Origin of the sequence: Ruminococcus flavefaciens ATCC 19208 (genome assembly GCF_000518765.1) — a bacterium.
In the GTDB taxonomy this organism is placed as follows: Bacteria; Bacillota; Clostridia; order Oscillospirales; family Ruminococcaceae; genus Ruminococcus; species Ruminococcus flavefaciens.
On the sequence record NZ_KI912490.1, the window covers coordinates 79,404 to 96,167 of the forward strand.

14 protein-coding genes and 1 pseudogene are annotated in these 16,764 nt (G+C 43.5%); 5 read left to right on the forward strand and 10 right to left on the reverse strand.

Annotated elements, in window-relative coordinates; genetic code table 11:
* Positions 1–39: 39 nt before the first annotated feature.
* On the reverse strand, positions 40–1,353 hold the full coding sequence (locus L870_RS18565; protein WP_051411508.1) for a peptidoglycan DD-metalloendopeptidase family protein: 1,314 nt from the start codon (positions 1,351–1,353) through the stop codon (positions 40–42).
* Between the two features lie 298 nt (positions 1,354–1,651).
* On the opposite strand from L870_RS18565, the gene L870_RS0110560 reads away from it, so the two are divergent.
* Positions 1,652–1,900: a heavy-metal-associated domain-containing protein gene (locus L870_RS0110560; protein ID WP_028518121.1), complete on the forward strand. Its 249-nt coding sequence runs from the start codon at positions 1,652–1,654 to the stop codon at positions 1,898–1,900.
* A 38-nt stretch (positions 1,901–1,938) separates the two neighbouring features.
* Here the strand turns inward: L870_RS0110560 and L870_RS0110565 are convergent, their stop codons facing one another.
* Both L870_RS0110565 and L870_RS0110570 read right to left on the reverse strand, forming a co-directional pair.
* Complete coding sequence (locus tag L870_RS0110565; protein WP_028518122.1) at positions 1,939–3,156, reverse strand: sensor histidine kinase; 1,218 nt, start codon at positions 3,154–3,156, stop codon at positions 1,939–1,941.
* Positions 3,150–3,827: a response regulator transcription factor gene (locus L870_RS0110570; RefSeq protein ID WP_028518123.1), complete on the reverse strand. Its 678-nt coding sequence runs from the start codon at positions 3,825–3,827 to the stop codon at positions 3,150–3,152. Before L870_RS0110570 ends, L870_RS0110565 begins: the two co-directional genes overlap by 7 nt.
* Before the next feature lie 298 nt (positions 3,828–4,125).
* Here L870_RS0110570 and L870_RS0110575 point away from each other — a divergent pair, with 298 nt between their 5' ends.
* Genes L870_RS0110575 through L870_RS17300 form a run of 3 tightly spaced genes read left to right on the forward strand, consistent with a single transcriptional unit; the run spans position 4,126 to position 7,852 of the window.
* On the forward strand, positions 4,126–4,794 hold the full coding sequence (locus tag L870_RS0110575) for a polyphosphate polymerase domain-containing protein (RefSeq protein WP_028518124.1): 669 nt from the start codon (positions 4,126–4,128) through the stop codon (positions 4,792–4,794).
* 16 nt (positions 4,795–4,810) lie between these two features.
* On the forward strand, positions 4,811–5,482 hold the full coding sequence (locus L870_RS0110580) for a DUF4956 domain-containing protein (protein ID WP_028518125.1): 672 nt from the start codon (positions 4,811–4,813) through the stop codon (positions 5,480–5,482).
* 12 nt (positions 5,483–5,494) lie between these two features.
* Positions 5,495–7,852 (forward strand): CotH kinase family protein, encoded by a 2,358-nt coding sequence (locus L870_RS17300; protein WP_051411509.1) that lies wholly within the window; start codon positions 5,495–5,497, stop codon positions 7,850–7,852.
* 60 nt (positions 7,853–7,912) lie between these two features.
* On the opposite strand, the gene L870_RS0110590 is transcribed toward L870_RS17300, so the two are convergent.
* Positions 7,913–10,300 (reverse strand): cation-translocating P-type ATPase, encoded by a 2,388-nt coding sequence (locus L870_RS0110590; protein ID WP_028518126.1) that lies wholly within the window; start codon positions 10,298–10,300, stop codon positions 7,913–7,915.
* A gap of 226 nt (positions 10,301–10,526) precedes the next feature.
* Between L870_RS0110590 and L870_RS0110595 the strand changes: the two genes are divergently transcribed.
* Complete coding sequence (locus tag L870_RS0110595) at positions 10,527–11,096, forward strand: biotin transporter BioY (protein ID WP_028518127.1); 570 nt, start codon at positions 10,527–10,529, stop codon at positions 11,094–11,096.
* A 34-nt stretch (positions 11,097–11,130) separates the two neighbouring features.
* Here L870_RS0110595 and L870_RS0110600 read toward each other — a convergent pair whose 3' ends face one another.
* The 6 genes and pseudogenes from L870_RS0110600 to aroB form a co-directional block, all read right to left on the reverse strand.
* Positions 11,131–11,979 carry a patatin-like phospholipase family protein gene (locus L870_RS0110600; protein WP_028518128.1) on the reverse strand — a complete coding sequence of 283 codons (849 nt, stop codon included), beginning with the start codon at positions 11,977–11,979 and terminating at the stop codon, positions 11,131–11,133.
* 72 nt (positions 11,980–12,051) lie between these two features.
* A pseudogene (locus L870_RS17305) lies at positions 12,052–12,529 on the reverse strand (GNAT family N-acetyltransferase).
* A gap of 118 nt (positions 12,530–12,647) precedes the next feature.
* Positions 12,648–13,241, reverse strand: coding sequence for a DUF4364 family protein (locus tag L870_RS0110610; protein ID WP_028518129.1), 594 nt, complete (start codon positions 13,239–13,241; stop codon positions 12,648–12,650).
* A gap of 10 nt (positions 13,242–13,251) precedes the next feature.
* Positions 13,252–14,331 carry a chorismate synthase gene (gene aroC / locus L870_RS0110615; protein ID WP_028518130.1) on the reverse strand — a complete coding sequence of 360 codons (1,080 nt, stop codon included), beginning with the start codon at positions 14,329–14,331 and terminating at the stop codon, positions 13,252–13,254.
* Positions 14,312–15,544 carry a 3-phosphoshikimate 1-carboxyvinyltransferase gene (aroA, locus tag L870_RS0110620; protein ID WP_028518131.1) on the reverse strand — a complete coding sequence of 411 codons (1,233 nt, stop codon included), beginning with the start codon at positions 15,542–15,544 and terminating at the stop codon, positions 14,312–14,314. The genes aroC and aroA overlap by 20 nt, the downstream gene beginning before the upstream one ends.
* A gap of 2 nt (positions 15,545–15,546) precedes the next feature.
* Positions 15,547–16,587 carry a 3-dehydroquinate synthase gene (gene aroB / locus L870_RS0110625; RefSeq protein ID WP_028518132.1) on the reverse strand — a complete coding sequence of 347 codons (1,041 nt, stop codon included), beginning with the start codon at positions 16,585–16,587 and terminating at the stop codon, positions 15,547–15,549.
* Positions 16,588–16,764 lie beyond the last annotated feature (177 nt).

Below are 16,764 nucleotides of genomic sequence, written 5' to 3' on the forward strand. Positions count from 1 at the left end.
AAAAACGGAAGTACCACCGAAGCGATACTTCCATATTGATCATTCACTTACTGCAATTACAGCTTTTTTAAGCTCAACAAGGTCAAACACATCGACCGTTCCGTCCTTGTTCATATCAGAAGCAAGGTACTGCTTCTTTGTAAACTCGTCAGCCTTGTTGAGAATATAGCTCTGTAGCAATACTACATCTGACACATTCAGCTCGCCGTCACCGCTGAGGTCGCCCATAACGCCGCTGTAAACATCGCTGCTTATCACAAAATCACTTGATACCAGCGTATATGCCTGTCCGCTTTTATCCTCAGCGACTATCTTATATGTGTACTCACCCTCATAAAGAGCGTTGAATATGATATTCTTATCAAAATAAGTGGAAAGATCGTATGTCAGCGCATTCGGAACAGCCTCCGCGCACTGGCTCGTTGCTTCACCGTCACGGAAATATACACCGCCGCTTACCTTGGTTATGTTAAGGTTGGAAGTAATAACGCCCTTGATCGAAAATGGCTTTCCGACCTCGATAGTTCCCTCGGGAGTTGTCTGGTTTTCGATCTTCATACCCGACTTTATCTCTTCATTGCGCTGCATATAGTCCATAGAAGCATAACCCTTGACTCCGTTATACTCAACGTGTGCCCACTGTCCGTTGCCCTTAGTTACTGTGAACTCAGCATTTGCAGGTATCTGTCCTATAACAGATGTATTCGTACCGTGTCCTGAACGGATATTAAGGTAAGTAACTACATTCTTGGTTGTGTACAGTCCTGCATAATCCTCAGAACAGCTGCACTCGGCAGCAGGTGTATTATTGCTTGTCTGCTCACCGCCTGCATTGTCCGAATATACAAAATAAGTCATTGGATCATAATATGTACGTGAAGGGAAAGAACCGAGCAGCTTGTCACATACTCCGAAGTGGAGATGATTGCCCGAGGACTGTCCCGTACTTCCTACCTTTGCAATAACATCGCCCTGCTTAACCTTAGCCCCTGCCGATACATTCAGCTGTGAAGCATGAGCGTAGAAGGTATATACTCCAAGATCAGAATGGTAAAGAATTACCATATATCCGTAAGCGTCCTTCCAGTCAGCCGAGATGACCTCTCCACCGTAAGCCGCATAGATATTGCTGCCTCCTGCTGCCTCGATATCAATAGCATTATGATGCTCTGAATTATCATAGGTATTTCTTGCAGGATCAAAATAGGTTGTTATATTCTTATACTTTGCTTCTGTGGGCCATACTGCATATACAGCAGCCTTTGCATTCAATGTCGGAACAAACATAGAAACAGTAAAGATCATTGTTATAGATAATAGGACAGCTGCCGCTCTCCTGATAAAATTCTTCATGATATTTTCTCCTTTTGCAGTAAAAAAATAATATGACAATACATATATTACCATATTTTCCGCAAAAAGTCAATCCAAAATCGTAATTTTTCACCAAAGAGCACATAAAAATACAACATTTACAATACGTTCCGAACGAATAATGAAGCTCACTTTAATACTGTTATGACAGTTTAAAGTACATAAAATAATGTATCAGCGTTCTTTTTGGCAATAATATTTATTGCTGCTTGACAACTGCACAAATTTGTTTTAAAATAATATTGTCAGTATTAACTAACCAAAGGAGATGAGATACATGGTCAAAACAATAATCAAGGTTGAAGGCATGATGTGCGGAATGTGCGAAGCTCATGTAAGTGATGCTGTCCGTGCTGCTGTAAATGCAAAAAAGGTCAATTCCTCTCACAGCAAAGGTGAAACTGAAATAATCTCTGAAGAAGAGCTCGATAAAGCTTTGCTGAAAGAAACCGTTGAGAAATCAGGATATAAAGTGCTGGGCATAACTTCAGAGCCGTATGAGAAAAAAGGTTTATTCCGCAGATAAAAGAGAGATGTCTTTAGACATCTCTCTTTTTTGCTATCTCATAATGGAAGGGATACATAGAATATATTATATCCGTTCTCGCTTTCCGCCCATATCTTTCCGGTGTGCTCGCTTATGATACTGTCGGCTATTGATAGTCCCAGACCATAGCTCTGTCCGTCGTTTCTTGACTGATCCACACGGTAAAAACGCTTGAAAATATTCTCACATTCCTCCTTTGTAAGCGGAGTTCCCAGCCCAGAAACAGACAATAAACAGTTTGATGACTGTTGCTTCAGCTTCACCGTTACTTTCTCAGCAGGATCACTGTATTTAAGCGCATTGTCAAGAAGAATATTTATAACCTGCCTGAGCTTTTCCTTGTCGCCTTCCACATTGATATTCTCATCAATATCTGTGGAAAGTTCCATTTCATTCTCATAAAACAGCGGCTCAAAGGGCAGTATACTGTCATTTATGAGCTTACTGAAATCAACTGTGCTGAATTTCTGCGGCGCTCTGTTACTGTTATTATCCAGCCTTGCAAGCTCAAGTAGACTTTCTATCAATCCTCTCATGCGCCTTGACGTTGAGAGGATATTTTTTGTAAAGTTGTCCCTGTCACCTTCCGTATAGCTCTTATCAGTCATCATCTCCGCGTTCGTCATAATTACTGTAAGCGGAGTTTTCAGCTCATGAGAAGCGTCTGCTATGAACTGCTTCTGCTCGTTCCATGTTTTTTCGACAGGCTTTGTGACCCATTTTGCAAGAAGCAGACTTATTATGAAAAATACTATATAGCCTATCAGACCTATTATGAGCGAATTCCTTATAAGTCCTCTTATCATGGCTTTTTCACTGGATACATCTGCAAAAACTATTGCTTTCATAGGACCGTTTTCGTTCTTCATATATCTCAGGTCATAGTCAGGAAGTATGCCCGTATCCTTTGAACTTGCCTCCGCAGCGTCCACAAGCTTTTGAAGCAGCGCCTTATCAGTAAGGTCGTAATAGCCTCCGCCAAAAGCAGTCAGTTCACCGTTCTCGGCAATATGTACCGTAAAAAACGGCAGACGTATATTATCGGGCATATTATCAGGCTTGTGCATAGATGCAGCAGCAGGCGGACGAAACGCCTGAGTACGCATCATCTGTATGCTCTCTCTCGCTATATTCTGCTTTGTAAAATGCAGTACAAGTCCGAATATAAAGATAAAAAGCACGGTTACGATGCTCATTATTACAGCAATGAACTTTATCCTAAGACGTTTCAGCATTTTGTGTCACACTCCAGATGATAGCCTAACCGCCGCATGGCTTCGATGCGCACATCTGAGCCGATGCTGAGCAGCTTTTTCCGCAGAAAGCTCACATATGCTTCCACATGGTTCTCAACTGCATTTGAATCATATCCCCATACCTTTGTCAGCAAAGTCTCCTTTGATATGTGGTTAGTCCCCGAGGTCATAAGGATACGCATTACTTCAAACTCTCTTGCTGAGAGTCTGACGCTGTTTTCTCCGCATACAAGGGAAGCCGACTCGATATCAAGTCTTGTATTTCCGAAAGCAAGCTCGTTCACCTGAGAACCCTGTCTGCGCAGAAGTGCGTTCACACAGGCAAGAAGCTCTCTTGCATCAAACGGCTTGGTGAGGTAATAGTCAGCTCCTGCATTGAGTCCCTCGACCTTATCCTCAACGTCCGATCTTGCCGTCAGCATAAGTATAGGCGTTGCATTACGCTTTTCGCGGACAGCCTTTGCCACCTGATAGCCATTCTTCTTAGGCAGCATGATATCAAGTATAATAAGGTCATAGATATCAAGCATAGCATACTGCTCGCCGCTTTCTCCGTCATAGACTGCTTCTGCTTCAAAGCCCTTTGACTCCAGCATCAGCTTCAGCGAATCCGCTAACACCTTTTCATCTTCTATAATAAGTATTTTCATATGTGTTCCCCCTTTTCAAAAAAGCATATCCGAACAGCATTAAACCCTGAGCAGCATAATGCACATTTCTCTTTATAATATTATAATACATTATACAACTGAATTCAAGCTGAAAAAAGCAATATATTGATAATTTTTCACTTAACTTTCACTTTTGCTTAACAGCCCTTACACCCGTTTTCAGCATCAATTCAGCAAAACTATGTATAATTAAAGCATAGGATAAACGCACACAGACTTAAAAATAATTCGCCCATTGGTCTGTGTGTGTCCTATATCAAAGAAAAGAGGTGAGACTATGGATTTCAGACACGAGATAAAGCATGAGATCAACTATTCCGACTTGATAACGATACGCCACAGACTCAGCACAGTTGCATATCCCGATTCGCATACAATAAACGGAAAATATTTTATCCGAAGCCTTTACTTCGATAATCTTGCAGACAAAGCTCTTATGGAAAAAGTTAACGGAATGAGCCGAAGAGAAAAATTCCGTATTCGTTACTACAATGGTGATACTTCTGTTATCCATCTGGAAAAGAAAAGCAAGATCGATCATCTTGGAAATAAACAAAGTGCACCGCTTACAGCGCAGCAGGCACAAAAGATCGTTGACGGCGACATCGAATGGATGCTTGAGTCGGAGCATATGCTCATACGTGAGCTGTACTCGAAAATGAAAAATCAGGGAATTGCTCCGAAAACTATTGTTGATTACACAAGAGAGCCTTTCATATATCCCGCAGGCAATGTCCGCGTAACACTTGATTACAATGTAAGAAGCGGTATGAGATGCACGGATTTTCTTGATCCCGATTGTGTTACCGTTCCCGTTTCGGACTCTATCATACTTGAAGTAAAATGGGACGGATTTCTGCCTGATATAATCAGAGACGCAGTTGCCCTTGCAGACAGGCGCGAGGGAGCTTTCTCAAAATATGCAGCCTGTCGAATTTACGGTTAAAAAAGGAGTTTTTACAATGAGCTTAAATGATATTTTCAAATCAAATTTTATAGAGAATGTGACCAGTGTCAGCATTCTTGATATGGCGATCGCACTTGTACTTGCATTCGGTCTGGGAATGTTCATATTCCTCGTTTACAAAAAGACCTACTCGGGAGTAATGTACTCAGCAAGCTTCGGTACTACACTCATTGCACTCACAATGATAACTACGGTTGTTATCTTGGCAGTCACAAGCAATGTCGTTCTTTCACTCGGTATGGTCGGCGCACTTTCTATCGTCCGTTTCCGTACAGCCATTAAAGAACCGCTGGATATCGCATTCCTGTTCTGGTCCATCGCAGTGGGTATCGTTCTTGCAGCAGGCATGATCCCTCTTGCAGTTGTCGGCAGCGTTATCATCGGTGTTATCCTTCTCGTATTCGTTAACCGCAAGGCTTGCAAAAATCCATATATCGTTGTAGTTCGCTGCGACGATCACGACAGCGAAACAAAGGCAAAGACTTTCCTTGACGGAAAGACAGAGAGATGTGTTGTCAAGAGCAAGACTGCTCAGAAGGGCTCTGTTGAGCTCAATATGGAAATCAGACTCAAGGACGACAATACAGATTTCATCAATACCCTTGCTGATATGGAAGGTGTGAGCAGTGCTGTTCTCGTAAGCTACAACGGCGACTACATGGGATAAGGGTGTGATAGAATGTCAGCACATAAGAACATTGATAAAATATGTATGGTCGTTATTGCGGTCACACTTATTATATCGGTCATATTTTGCAACGGTCAGGCATTGGGCATAGAAATGACCGCTCATGCCATAGGCTATGAAAACCGCCTCTTCGATCAGTCAAAGGTACATACTCTTGACATCGTTATCAACGACTGGGACGGCTTTATCGAGACCTGCGAAAATGAGGAATACACAGCCTGCAATCTGATCATAGACGGTGAAGCAGTTAAAAATGTCGGCATAAGAGCAAAAGGCAACACTTCCCTCAGCTCCGTAAAGAATATGGACAGCAGCCGCTACAGCTTCAAGATAGAGTTCGATCAGTATGAAAACGGAAAGACCTATTACGGACTTGACAAGCTCTGTCTTAACAATATCATTCAGGATAATACTTACATGAAGGATTATCTTGCTTATACGCTTATGCATGATTTCGGCGTTGATGCTCCTCTTTGCAGCTACACATACATCACAGTCAACGGTGAGGACTGGGGACTGTATCTTGCTGTGGAAGCTATAGAAGAATCTTTCCTTGAAAGAAACTACGGCAGCAACTACGGCGACCTCTATAAGCCTGATGCAATGAGCTTCGGCGGCGGAAGAGGAAACGGCAAAGACTTTAGTATGGGGAATTTTAACGATAGCAAGAGCGAAGATAAAAACAGCTCCGACAGCGATAAAAACCAGTTTGATCCGGGAAATTTCGGCGGCGGTATGCCTGATTTCGATGGAGATATGCCTCAGTTTGATCCTGATAATATGCCCGAGGACTTCGACTTCGGCGACTTTGATCCTTCAAAGATGTTCGGCGGAGAGAACGGCGAAGCACCTGACTTCGGCGGCGGCAAGGGCGGCTTCGGAGGTGGATTCGGTATGGGAAGCGACGATGTAAAGCTTAAATATACCGATGACGATATCGACAGCTATTCAAATATCTTCAACAATGCAAAAACTGCTGTTACAAAAGCAGACAAGAACCGTCTTATAAGCTCGCTGAAAGCTCTTCAGGAGCAGTCAGATCTTGAAAGCACAGTTGACGTTGAGGAAGTTATCCGCTACTTTACAGTACATAATTTCCTTGTTAACGGCGACAGCTATACAGGTCAGATGATACACAACTACTACCTCTATGAAGAGGACGGACAGCTCTCAATGATACCGTGGGACTACAATCTCGCTTACGGCTCATTCATGGGTGGAAACGCTTCATCTTCCGTAAATGACCCAATTGATACCCCTGTATCAGGCGATATGAGCGACCGTCCGATGGTATCATGGATATTCGATAACGAAGAATACACAGAACAGTATCACCAGCTGATGAGTGAATTCCTTGACAGCGTTGATTTCGAGAAGCTTATCTCCGATACAGCAACTCTCATCGACAAGTACGTTGAAAAAGATCCTACTAAGTTCTGCACATATGAAGAGTTCAAAACAGGCGTTGAAGCTATGACTAAATTCTGTACTCTTCGTGCAGAAAGCGTTCGCGGACAGCTTGACGGCACTATCCCTTCTACATCTGACGGACAGAGCGCAGACAGCTCAGCTCTTATAGATGCCTCAGGTCTGAACACTTCTGATATGGGCTCTATGGGCGGCGGAAAAGGCGGCTTCGGCGGATTTGGCGGCGGTCAGAAGGGTAATTCCTTCAACAAGTCAAACGATACTCAAAAGACTGACGAAACTGCTGAAAATGACAAGGCTGAAAAGGTCGCAAGAAAGAGTATGCCAAATACAGCGTCCTTATCTGTTACGAACCTGAGCAATATGCAGGCTCCAAGCAACGACAGCAAATCAGACAGCAGCGATTCTTCCAAGGGTTCCAAGAGCGGAAAACCAAGCTTTGGCAGCGGTCAGCCACCACAGGGATTTAACGGTGAGATGCCTGATGACTTTGATCCAAGCAATTTGCCTGATTTCGGTGGAGAAATGCCCGAGGGCTTTGACCCAAGCAATATGCCCGATTCCGGCGGAGAAATGCCTGACGGCTTCGACCCGGGTAATATTCCCGACGGTATGCAGGGCGGCTTCAAGTCTTCTGACAATTCAAAGGAAGCTGCAACAGAGGCTGATGATGACGAAAAAGCTTCTGAAACTGAAATAACTTCTGATACTGAATCAGAAGCAACTATGCCAAACAACGATAAGGGCAATGCTCCCGAAAACGAAGGCAGATCAAAAGGCGGCGAAAGACCCGATATGGGAAGCTTTTCACCCATGAGCGGCGGCAGCGAAAGCAGCAATACCAAAGCATATATACTGCTTGGCGTATCTGCACTTGTTCTCCTGCTTGGTCTGGGAGTTGCAATAAAATTCAAAAGATGATTCCAATACCTCTCTTATACACAAAACAGGCAGATACTTCAAGTATCTGCCTGTTTGTTTTTAGTTATTGCCATCATTTATAAAGAATGACTGTATTTTTTTTGTTATCAGTGTCATATAGCGCAGACATGGCTCTGCGATAATTGAGAAGTTTACGCAGAGAAGGATACAGCGGTTAGACATATTTGTTATGTCGAACATCTTGCTGATGAATATCATACAGCAGGCAAGTCCCACTCCACAGAGTATCCACATCCACATCTTGTACATATCCATAGGCTTGCATATCTGGAATACAATCATCATTCCGACGATACTCATGAGTATCGTTGAAGCCGTAGCTATATCTGTAGATGCAACATTGAAGATGTTTCCGAAATATACCATAGCACATACCACAAGTACGTCTGTAAGTGCCGCAGGAAGAGCTTTCAGAAGTATATTCGTAATGAACTTACCCTTGATAAGATCGCGGTTAGGCATCTGCGACAGGAAGAAAGCAGGTAAACCTATGGTGAATATACTTATAAGAGATATCTGTGCAGGCTTCATCGGATAAGCAAGTCCGAAGAAGATGAATAATACTGATATTATTAATGAGAAGATATTCTTTACAATAAAGAGACTTCCCGAGCGCTCAAGGTTATTTACGACCTTTCGTCCCTCTGCAACAACATCAGGCATCTTTGAGAAGTCGGATTCAAGAAGAACAAGCTGTGAAGCCTGTGCGGCTGCGTCACTTCCCGAAGCCATAGCTACAGAGCAGTCTGCATCTTTAAGTGCGAGAACGTCGTTTACACCGTCACCCGTCATTGCAACTGTCTTGCCTGCTTTTTTTAGAGCTCTTACAAACTTGCGCTTCTGTTCGGGAGTAACTCGTCCGAATACAGTATAGCGTGTAACAGCGTCCCTTATAGCACTTTCTGTTGTGAGAGTAGTAGCGTCAACATAGTCTGATGCATGTTTTATGCCTGCCTGCTTTGCGACTTCGGATACCGTAACGGGATTATCACCCGAAATGACCTTTATCTCTACGCCCTGCTCAGCAAAATACTTGAATGTTTCGGGAGCATTTTCACGTATGGGATTTGACATCATTATAAAGCACATGGGTTCTACAGAAGCTGTAAGCGCCTTTCCGTCGGGAACACCTCTGTACTTTCCAAAAACAAGGACTCTGTAGCCCTTGCGGTTATATTCCTCTATCTTCTCCTTATATTGGTCTATCTTTTCCTTGAGGACAAATTCAGGAGCACCGAGTACAAATGACTCACGTTCAAATGTAACACTGCTGTACTTGAATTCAGATGAGAAGCCTGTTATAGACACGGCAGCTCTTCCCGCAGGACGATGGAAGTGATTCTTTATAGCCGCCATAGTCTGGTTATCCGAATCCTGAGCAGCAGCAAAATCACTGATAAGTCCCTGTACAGAGTCTATATCGTATTCGTCGGTCGCAGGAACTACTGCTGTTACTGACATCTCATTCTCTGTGATAGTACCTGTTTTATCAACGCAGAGCACATCAACTCGCGCAAGTGTCTCAATACATTTCATATCGTGAACAAGTACCTTGCTGAGAGCAAGCCTCATGGCACTGATAACAAGCGTAACACTCGCAAGAAGGAAAAGTCCCTCAGGTATCATGCCTATTACAGCAGCGACCATCGACTGTACACTTGCACGTATGGTGTCGTGGTTTATATAGTACGCCTGATAGAAAAGTATGCTTCCTATCGGTATAATAGCAACGCCTGCAAACTTTACTATCCTGTTTAGTGAGCGGATCATCTCGGACTGCTCACCCTTTCGTGATTTCTTTGCCTGTATAGTAAGCTTTGAGATATATGATTCTCTTCCTACTCTTTCAAGTCTTGCACGGCATGTGCCCGAAACTATATAGCTTCCCGACATGAGAGTATCTCCCGGCTTTTTGCTTATTTCATCGGATTCACCTGTAAGGAGTGATTCGTTTACGGAAACGTTTCCGTCCACAACTATAGCGTCAGCACTTATCTGATTTCCTGCCTTGAATATTACTATATCATCTATTACAAGATCCTTTGACGGAACTGTCTTTATCTCTCCGTCACGGACTACCGTTGTAACAGGGGCATTAAGCACCTTTATCTTGTCCAGTACGGACTTTGAACGCATCTCCTGTATTATACCGATAAGAGCATTGGCTACGATTATAGGCATAAACGTAAGGTCACGGTAAGAGCCTACAACTACAAGCAATACAGAAAGGATAACAAATATAAGGTTAAAGTACGTGAGTACGTTATCGGCTACTATCTCCTTTACTGTTTTTGAAGGCGACTCAACAGGCTTGTTGTCCTGTCCTGCTTCTGCCCTCTCCTTTACCTGTGCAGATGTAAGTCCTTCATTGAAATCCGCCTTTACTCTGTCGGGGACAATTATATCATTAAATTCGCTAATTTTCATTATTTCAATAAACACCTCGCAAATAAATACTATTTTAATTGTAACATATTTCTTTAACAATTTCAATCATTATTCAGAATTTTATTGTCAACCATTTTAGACAAAATAGGTTGACAAAGAATAATATCTGTGCTATAATTCATATGTAAGATCTTATAAAAACAACAATACGCATGATCCATCACAGACGATATGCGCGTTTATATCACGTAAGGAGTTGTATTCAATGGTCAATAATACAGCAAATGGAAAAAAGCTCAGCTTTTCTACAAAAGAAATGGTGCTTACAGCCATGTTCGCAGCTATAATAGTTGTATGCTCATGGATATCCATTCCAATAGGCACTATCGCCATTACATTGCAGACATTCGCAATTTTCTGCGTACTCGGTATTCTCGGCGGAAGAAACGGTCTCTTCTCCATATTGGTATTCATACTTCTCGGAGCTATAGGACTGCCTGTTTTTTCAGGCTTCAAAGGCGGTATAGGAGTGCTTACAGGTCCAACCGGAGGCTATATACTGGGATTTATTTTCATGGCACTTATATATATGGCAGGCGAAAAGCTCTTCGGCAAAAAGCTTGTCGTGCAGATAGTGCTCATGCTTGCAGGTCTTGCAGTCTGCTACGCTTTCGGAACAGTATGGTTCATATACGTGTTCTCAAAAGACGGAAATTCAATGCCGCTTTCAAAGGCTTTGAAGCTTTGCGTAACGCCATTCATACCATTCGACATTATAAAGCTTGTCCTTGCTCTTATAATCACAGACCGTGTAAAAAAACATCATCTTATATAATATCGAGTGACCTGTCCGATATAGGACAGGTCTTTTATTTTTCAAGAAAAGCAAGCAAATCCTCAAGGTATCGGCTTGCAGTACGTCTGCCTATACGGTAGACCTCAAGCATAACATCAGGGTCATGCTCCACATGACCTACAGGCAGCTTTTCGGGGGGAGCAATAACAAAGGCTCTTCCCTCTTCTTCCGCACTGCGAATATATTTCAGCTCGCTGTTGTACATCTTATGACGATTTGCAGCTGCCTTGACAAGCTCGGGGTATTTTCGGTATTTGACCTTCATAAGTCTCATTCCGCCTGCCGGCTTCTTTATGTAATCTCGTGGCTGAGTAAGTATGACAACATTTTTTTCACAGCCGCGGCTCTCCATGAATTTTAGCGGGATAGAGTCGGAAATACCGCCGTCAAGCAGACGATGCTCTCCTATCTCCACTATCCTTGCCGCTATGGGCATAGAGGCTGATGCGCGTATCCATTCAAGCTCGGTATAGTCAATATTTCCGCATTTATGGTATACTGCCCTGCCTGTGTTTATGTCAGTGCATACCACCCAGAAATCCATAGGTGATGCATTGAAGGCTTCCGTATCGAATATATCAAGCTTATCAGGTATCTCATGATAGCAGAATTCAGAGCCGAAAAGATCGCCTGTCTTTATGTATGAAAGCATACTGCAATAGCGTTTATCCTTGCAGAATCTTGTATTATAGCGTATAGCCCTGCGTATTTGTCCCGACTTATAGTTGCAGCCGAATGCTGCTCCTGCGGAAACTCCCACAGCTACGTCTAATTTTATATCGTTTTCCATGAGGATATCAAGAACTCCTGCGGTAAAAAGTCCGCGCATAGCTCCCCCCTCAAGAACAAGTCCGTATTTCATTTCATGCTTCCTTTCAGTGTTTATTAAGATCATTGATAGCTTCGACTCGGACGGATAATATCCGCCCCTACACTAATCAATGTTCACTGTCATTATGTATTCTTCATCATTTTCAAAAACTGTTTTAAATCCGACCTTTTCATACATCTTTACGGCATAATTAGCCTTTTGAACTGCCAGCGAGAGCCTTTTACAGCCTTTTTCAGCATAAGCCGCTATTATTGCTCGCATAAGTGCAGTACCTATGCCTTTGCCTCTGTAGTCCTTATACAGGGATATGGCAAGTGAAGGAGTATCGTCATCTATATGACCGTAATCGTTCATTATACGTCCCCATACAGCTCCGACGATATTGCCGTCTGCTTCTGCGGCAAGAGCTATATCGCCTTTTCTCTGTCCGAAATCCATGATATAGACCTGCAATTCGGGCTTGTATAATTATATCCCTTGGCGGCGGAGCTGCCCCCTCAGGAATAAATATTGCTTCATAGAGAAAATCAGCCAGTACCGGATATTCTGTTTCGGATAACGGTATTATGCAGTATTTCATTTATTTCTCCATATTCTGTGATAAGTGGTTAGTGGTCGGTTAACCCAAATCTATGCATTTATCACTGTTAACTGATAACTTATTAAGAAAGGAGCTGCCAAAACAGCTCCTTATGTCGTCAATTGTCGCTCAGGTCGTATGGCGGTTCTTCATTTGAGAGCGCAACTTCTATTACTTTTCCGTAAAAACCGGCAGGATTTAGCATTATCTTCTCGCCTATGAGCTTTGCCTGAGCAAGGTCGGGAGCATAGAGCTTTAAGTCCATAAGATCAAAATTCACATCTACGCATCTTACATGAGTATAATAGCCGTTTCCAACAGGCTCATACTCTATTTTCAATTCCTTTTCGTACTGAACACGGGCAAAATACCTAAGTGCCGCAAGCACAAGCTTGTCCCTGTAGGACTTTGGAGCATAGTTTTTTAGCTGTTTTGCGCATTCTCTGCCCTTTGGCTGCAAAATGTAGCATTCATTGCCGCTGTTGTCCTTTTCGGAGGTTATATGTCCGTTTTTCAGCAGATAGCCAATAGAGTCCTGATAATAGAAGTAATTCACTACTCCCGTACCGATAGCAATATCATAAAGCTGGTCTGGACTTACGGGTCTGTCTATTTTATAAAGCAGATAACACAGCAGAATATTCAGCGTCGGTACGTCTTTTATTTCGATATCGGCGCGTTCTGCCATTTTCATTATGTTTTCGTCCTGCATAAAAGTCACCTTAACAGAAATTTGGATAATCCATCATATGTGAAAGAAGCGCGATATTCACAGCTGCTTCAACACACGGAACAGCCGAAGGTACAGCGCATGGGATATGCTTTTCGCTTTCAGCTGTCTCACTGGTCATATCACGGTAATTAACGGCATTCTGAGTCTGAGGGATATACTCCGAGGGCTTGAAAGCAACTCTCAGAGTAACAGGCATACCCGAAGATATACCACCGATGATGCCGCCATGATTATTGGTCTTTGTGAGCACGTGACCGTGGTCGTTGACATAAAACTCGTCATTGTTCTGGCTTCCAACCATTTTTGCCGAAAGGAAGCCTGCTCCGAACTCAAGTCCCGTAACGTTTGGGATACCGAATATGAGCTGAGCGATAGTATTCTCAAGACCGTCAAATATAGGCGATCCTATTCCCGCAGGAACATTCACAGAAGCACACTCGATAACGCCGCCGAGAGACTCTCCGCCCTCATAAGCCTTATTGATATCCTCTATCATCTGCCAGCCCTTGCGGTCATTGATAACAGGAAAATCCTTCATTCTGACGCTGAGAACGCCGTCCCTTGTGATATTCACAGGATCGTAGGGGTTGTCCTTTACATTGTGTATCTGTAATATATGGGCACCTGTATAGATGCCGCGTCTTTCAAGTATCTGAGCGCAGACCGCACCAGCAAAGCACAGCGGAGCTGTGAGCCTGTCCGAGAAATGTCCGCCGCCTCTGACATCATTGAAGCCTCTGTATCTCATTGCACCTGTATAGTCCGCATGACCGGGACGAACAAGATTGTCTGTCTCTTCATGCTGAGGTGCAGATGTATCGGTATTTTGCAGGAATGCACAAAGAGGAGTACCCGTTGTACGCTCGTTGAAAATACCTGACATTATATGAGGCATGGAATTTACGGCAGTCTGACCGCCGCAGGAATATCTTCTTGCCATGAAGCGCGCAAGCTCCTCAGCATTTATGTATTCTCCCGATGGAAGATTATCCACGGTAACGCCTATTGCAGGTCCGTGAGCTTCACCGAACATGGAGACAGATATCCGATTATTCCAGAATGATGACATTAGCTTTACCTCCGAGCATTTTGTAGTCGTCAAAGAAAGCAGGATAGGACTTTTCGGCAGCCTCAGCGCCCTTGATAATTACTTCTCCGTCGGTACAGGTAGCTGCTATGGCTGCCGCCATAACTATTCTGTGGTCGCCGAAGCTGTCAACTGTACCTCCGTGCATTGCTCCTGTAGGTTCAATGATGAGTCCGTCATCGGTAACTGTAACGCAGCCTCCCAGAGAATTTATGAGAGCCGCAGTAGTTTCAAGGCGGTCGCTTTCTTTTATTTTAAGTCGTTTAGCGTTGTATATTACTGATCTTCCGCTGCCGAAAGCTCCAAGCACCGCCAGTATGGGAACAAGGTCGGGAATATCGGAACAATCGGCATTATAATTGCCAATAGTATTATTATAACATATATCATGTATAATTTCAAGAATTTTCTTATCGCCCTGAACACTGTTTTCATTAAGGTTATGAAGCTCTACCTGTGAGCCAAGAGCATTTGCAACGCAGAAAAAAGCTGCCTGAGAGTAATCTCCCTCGATCTTTTCGTCATGAGGCTTGTATGTCTGTCCGCCTTTTACACGGAAGCCTCCAGCAGTTTCCTCAGCTTCTACACCGAAACGGCGCAGAGTATCTATGGTAATGTCCACATAGGGACGGGATTCAAGATGCGATGTGAGGATTATCTCCGAATCCCCGTCAAGAAGTGGGAGCGCAAAGAGGAGTCCCGTGATGAACTGCGAAGAAACATCGCCCTCTATCTCAAATCTGCCGCTTTTAAGTCCGCCTGAAACGGTAAAAGGCATAGTGTTGTGATAATCGAATTTCACGCCGTTTTTTCCGAGCTCTCTTGTGAAGATGTCGATAGGACGCTGAGGAAGTCTGCCTCTGCCGCGGAATTCAGTCTCTGTGCCTACAGCGGCGGCAATCGGTATAATGAAACGAAGTGTGGAACCGCTCTCATTGCAGTCAACGATGCATCTATCAGCAGGTCTGCCTCCGTTTCCCTTAACGGTGATATCCTCGCCGTTCACTTCAAACTCAGCCCCCAGAGCAGTCATAGCTCCTATTGTAGCTTCGATATCCTTTGACATGGTAACTCCGCTGAGATATGAAACTCCGTCAGCAAGTGAAGCACAAATTATCGAGCGGTGAGCACAGCTCTTTGAAGCAGGAACGCTGAGACTGCCCTTAAGCTTTGAAGGAGTTATGCGTATATCCATTCTCAGCCCTCCATAAGTCGGCAGAATTCAGTGAAAGGCACTTTCACTATCTCGCCCTTGCCTATCTCTTTGCAGATGATATAGTTGATATCCTTTGCTTCATTTTTCTTGTCCTTTGAACAGAAAGGAAGAAGCTCCTTCATTGGGATATCACTTCCTGTAGGCAGCTTATAAGCTGCACATACCTTTTTAAGTCTGTCGGAAAGCTGAGGTGCAAGGCGGTCAGTTATCATGCACATACCTGCTGCAACTCCCTCGCCGTGGAAAATGCCTTTATAGTTGTGCCAACCCTCTATGGCATGACCGAGAGTATGACCGAAATTCAGCACCATACGCTCTCCCCTGTCACATTCATCGTGTTCAACTATGACACGTTTTATATCAACGCAGGCATATACCATTTCGTCCATTATCTCGTCAACTGTACCGAGATCGCGGGACTCTATAAGCTCAAAGAGCTTTTCATCGCGTATCATACCGTATTTTATGCACTCGCCCATGCCCTCTGCAAGAGTCTCCTCGGGCAGAGTTTTAAGTATGTCACTGTCGCATATAACAAGTGCAGGCTGCTTGAAAGCACCTACAAGGTTTTTGCCGCCTGAAATGTTTATAGCTGTCTTTCCGCCCACGGACGAATCCACCTGTGCAAGAAGAGTAGTAGGTATCTGCACAAACTCTACGCCCCTGAGATAAGAAGCTGCGGCAAATCCTGTAATATCGCCTACAACGCCTCCTCCGAGAGCAATTATGATATCACTTCTTGTAATATTGCTCTTACAGAGAAAATCGTATATATTTCCGAGATTTTCAAGACATTTCGCCTCTTCACCGTTTGGGAAAGCGTACACACTGCACTCAAAGCCCTCTTTTTTCAGGGAATCAAGTGCTGTCTGCAAATGCAGCTTTTCAACGATATCATCGGTAATAACGGCTGCCCTGCGCGATTTTGTTACGTTTGCGATATATTTTCCACAGTCATCAAGTGCACCGCGCTCGATCAAAACTTCGTACGGATGACTTGTTCTGACATTTATTTTTTTCATATTCAAATTCCTCCAGATCTATAATAACTGCCGTTTTCAACGGCATAATGTTCCATAAAAATTATACCATACACCGCTCTTACTGTCAACACTTTTCCGCTGTAAAACTTTTATTCGATGAATTGATCTTTCATCAGATATAACACGACGCAAAATTCTTTTCAAGCGCATTTTCTT

Bases quoted from the DNA above. Each gene is read 5' to 3' on its own strand.
- L870_RS18565 (WP_051411508.1), bottom strand. From the start codon at position 1,353: ATGAAGAATTTTATCAGGAGAGCGGCAGCTGTCCTATTATCTATAACA.
- L870_RS0110560 (WP_028518121.1), top strand. From the start codon at position 1,652: ATGGTCAAAACAATAATCAAGGTTGAAGGCATGATGTGCGGAATGTGC.
- L870_RS0110565 (WP_028518122.1), bottom strand. From the start codon at position 3,156: ATGCTGAAACGTCTTAGGATAAAGTTCATTGCTGTAATAATGAGCATC.
- L870_RS0110570 (WP_028518123.1), bottom strand. From the start codon at position 3,827: ATGAAAATACTTATTATAGAAGATGAAAAGGTGTTAGCGGATTCGCTG.
- L870_RS0110575 (WP_028518124.1), top strand. From the start codon at position 4,126: ATGGATTTCAGACACGAGATAAAGCATGAGATCAACTATTCCGACTTG.
- L870_RS0110580 (WP_028518125.1), top strand. From the start codon at position 4,811: ATGAGCTTAAATGATATTTTCAAATCAAATTTTATAGAGAATGTGACC.
- L870_RS17300 (WP_051411509.1), top strand. From the start codon at position 5,495: ATGTCAGCACATAAGAACATTGATAAAATATGTATGGTCGTTATTGCG.
- L870_RS0110590 (WP_028518126.1), bottom strand. From the start codon at position 10,300: ATGAAAATTAGCGAATTTAATGATATAATTGTCCCCGACAGAGTAAAG.
- L870_RS0110595 (WP_028518127.1), top strand. From the start codon at position 10,527: ATGGTCAATAATACAGCAAATGGAAAAAAGCTCAGCTTTTCTACAAAA.
- L870_RS0110600 (WP_028518128.1), bottom strand. From the start codon at position 11,979: ATGAAATACGGACTTGTTCTTGAGGGGGGAGCTATGCGCGGACTTTTT.
- L870_RS0110610 (WP_028518129.1), bottom strand. From the start codon at position 13,241: ATGCAGGACGAAAACATAATGAAAATGGCAGAACGCGCCGATATCGAA.
- aroC (WP_028518130.1), bottom strand. From the start codon at position 14,331: ATGTCATCATTCTGGAATAATCGGATATCTGTCTCCATGTTCGGTGAA.
- aroA (WP_028518131.1), bottom strand. From the start codon at position 15,544: ATGGATATACGCATAACTCCTTCAAAGCTTAAGGGCAGTCTCAGCGTT.
- aroB (WP_028518132.1), bottom strand. From the start codon at position 16,587: ATGAAAAAAATAAATGTCAGAACAAGTCATCCGTACGAAGTTTTGATC.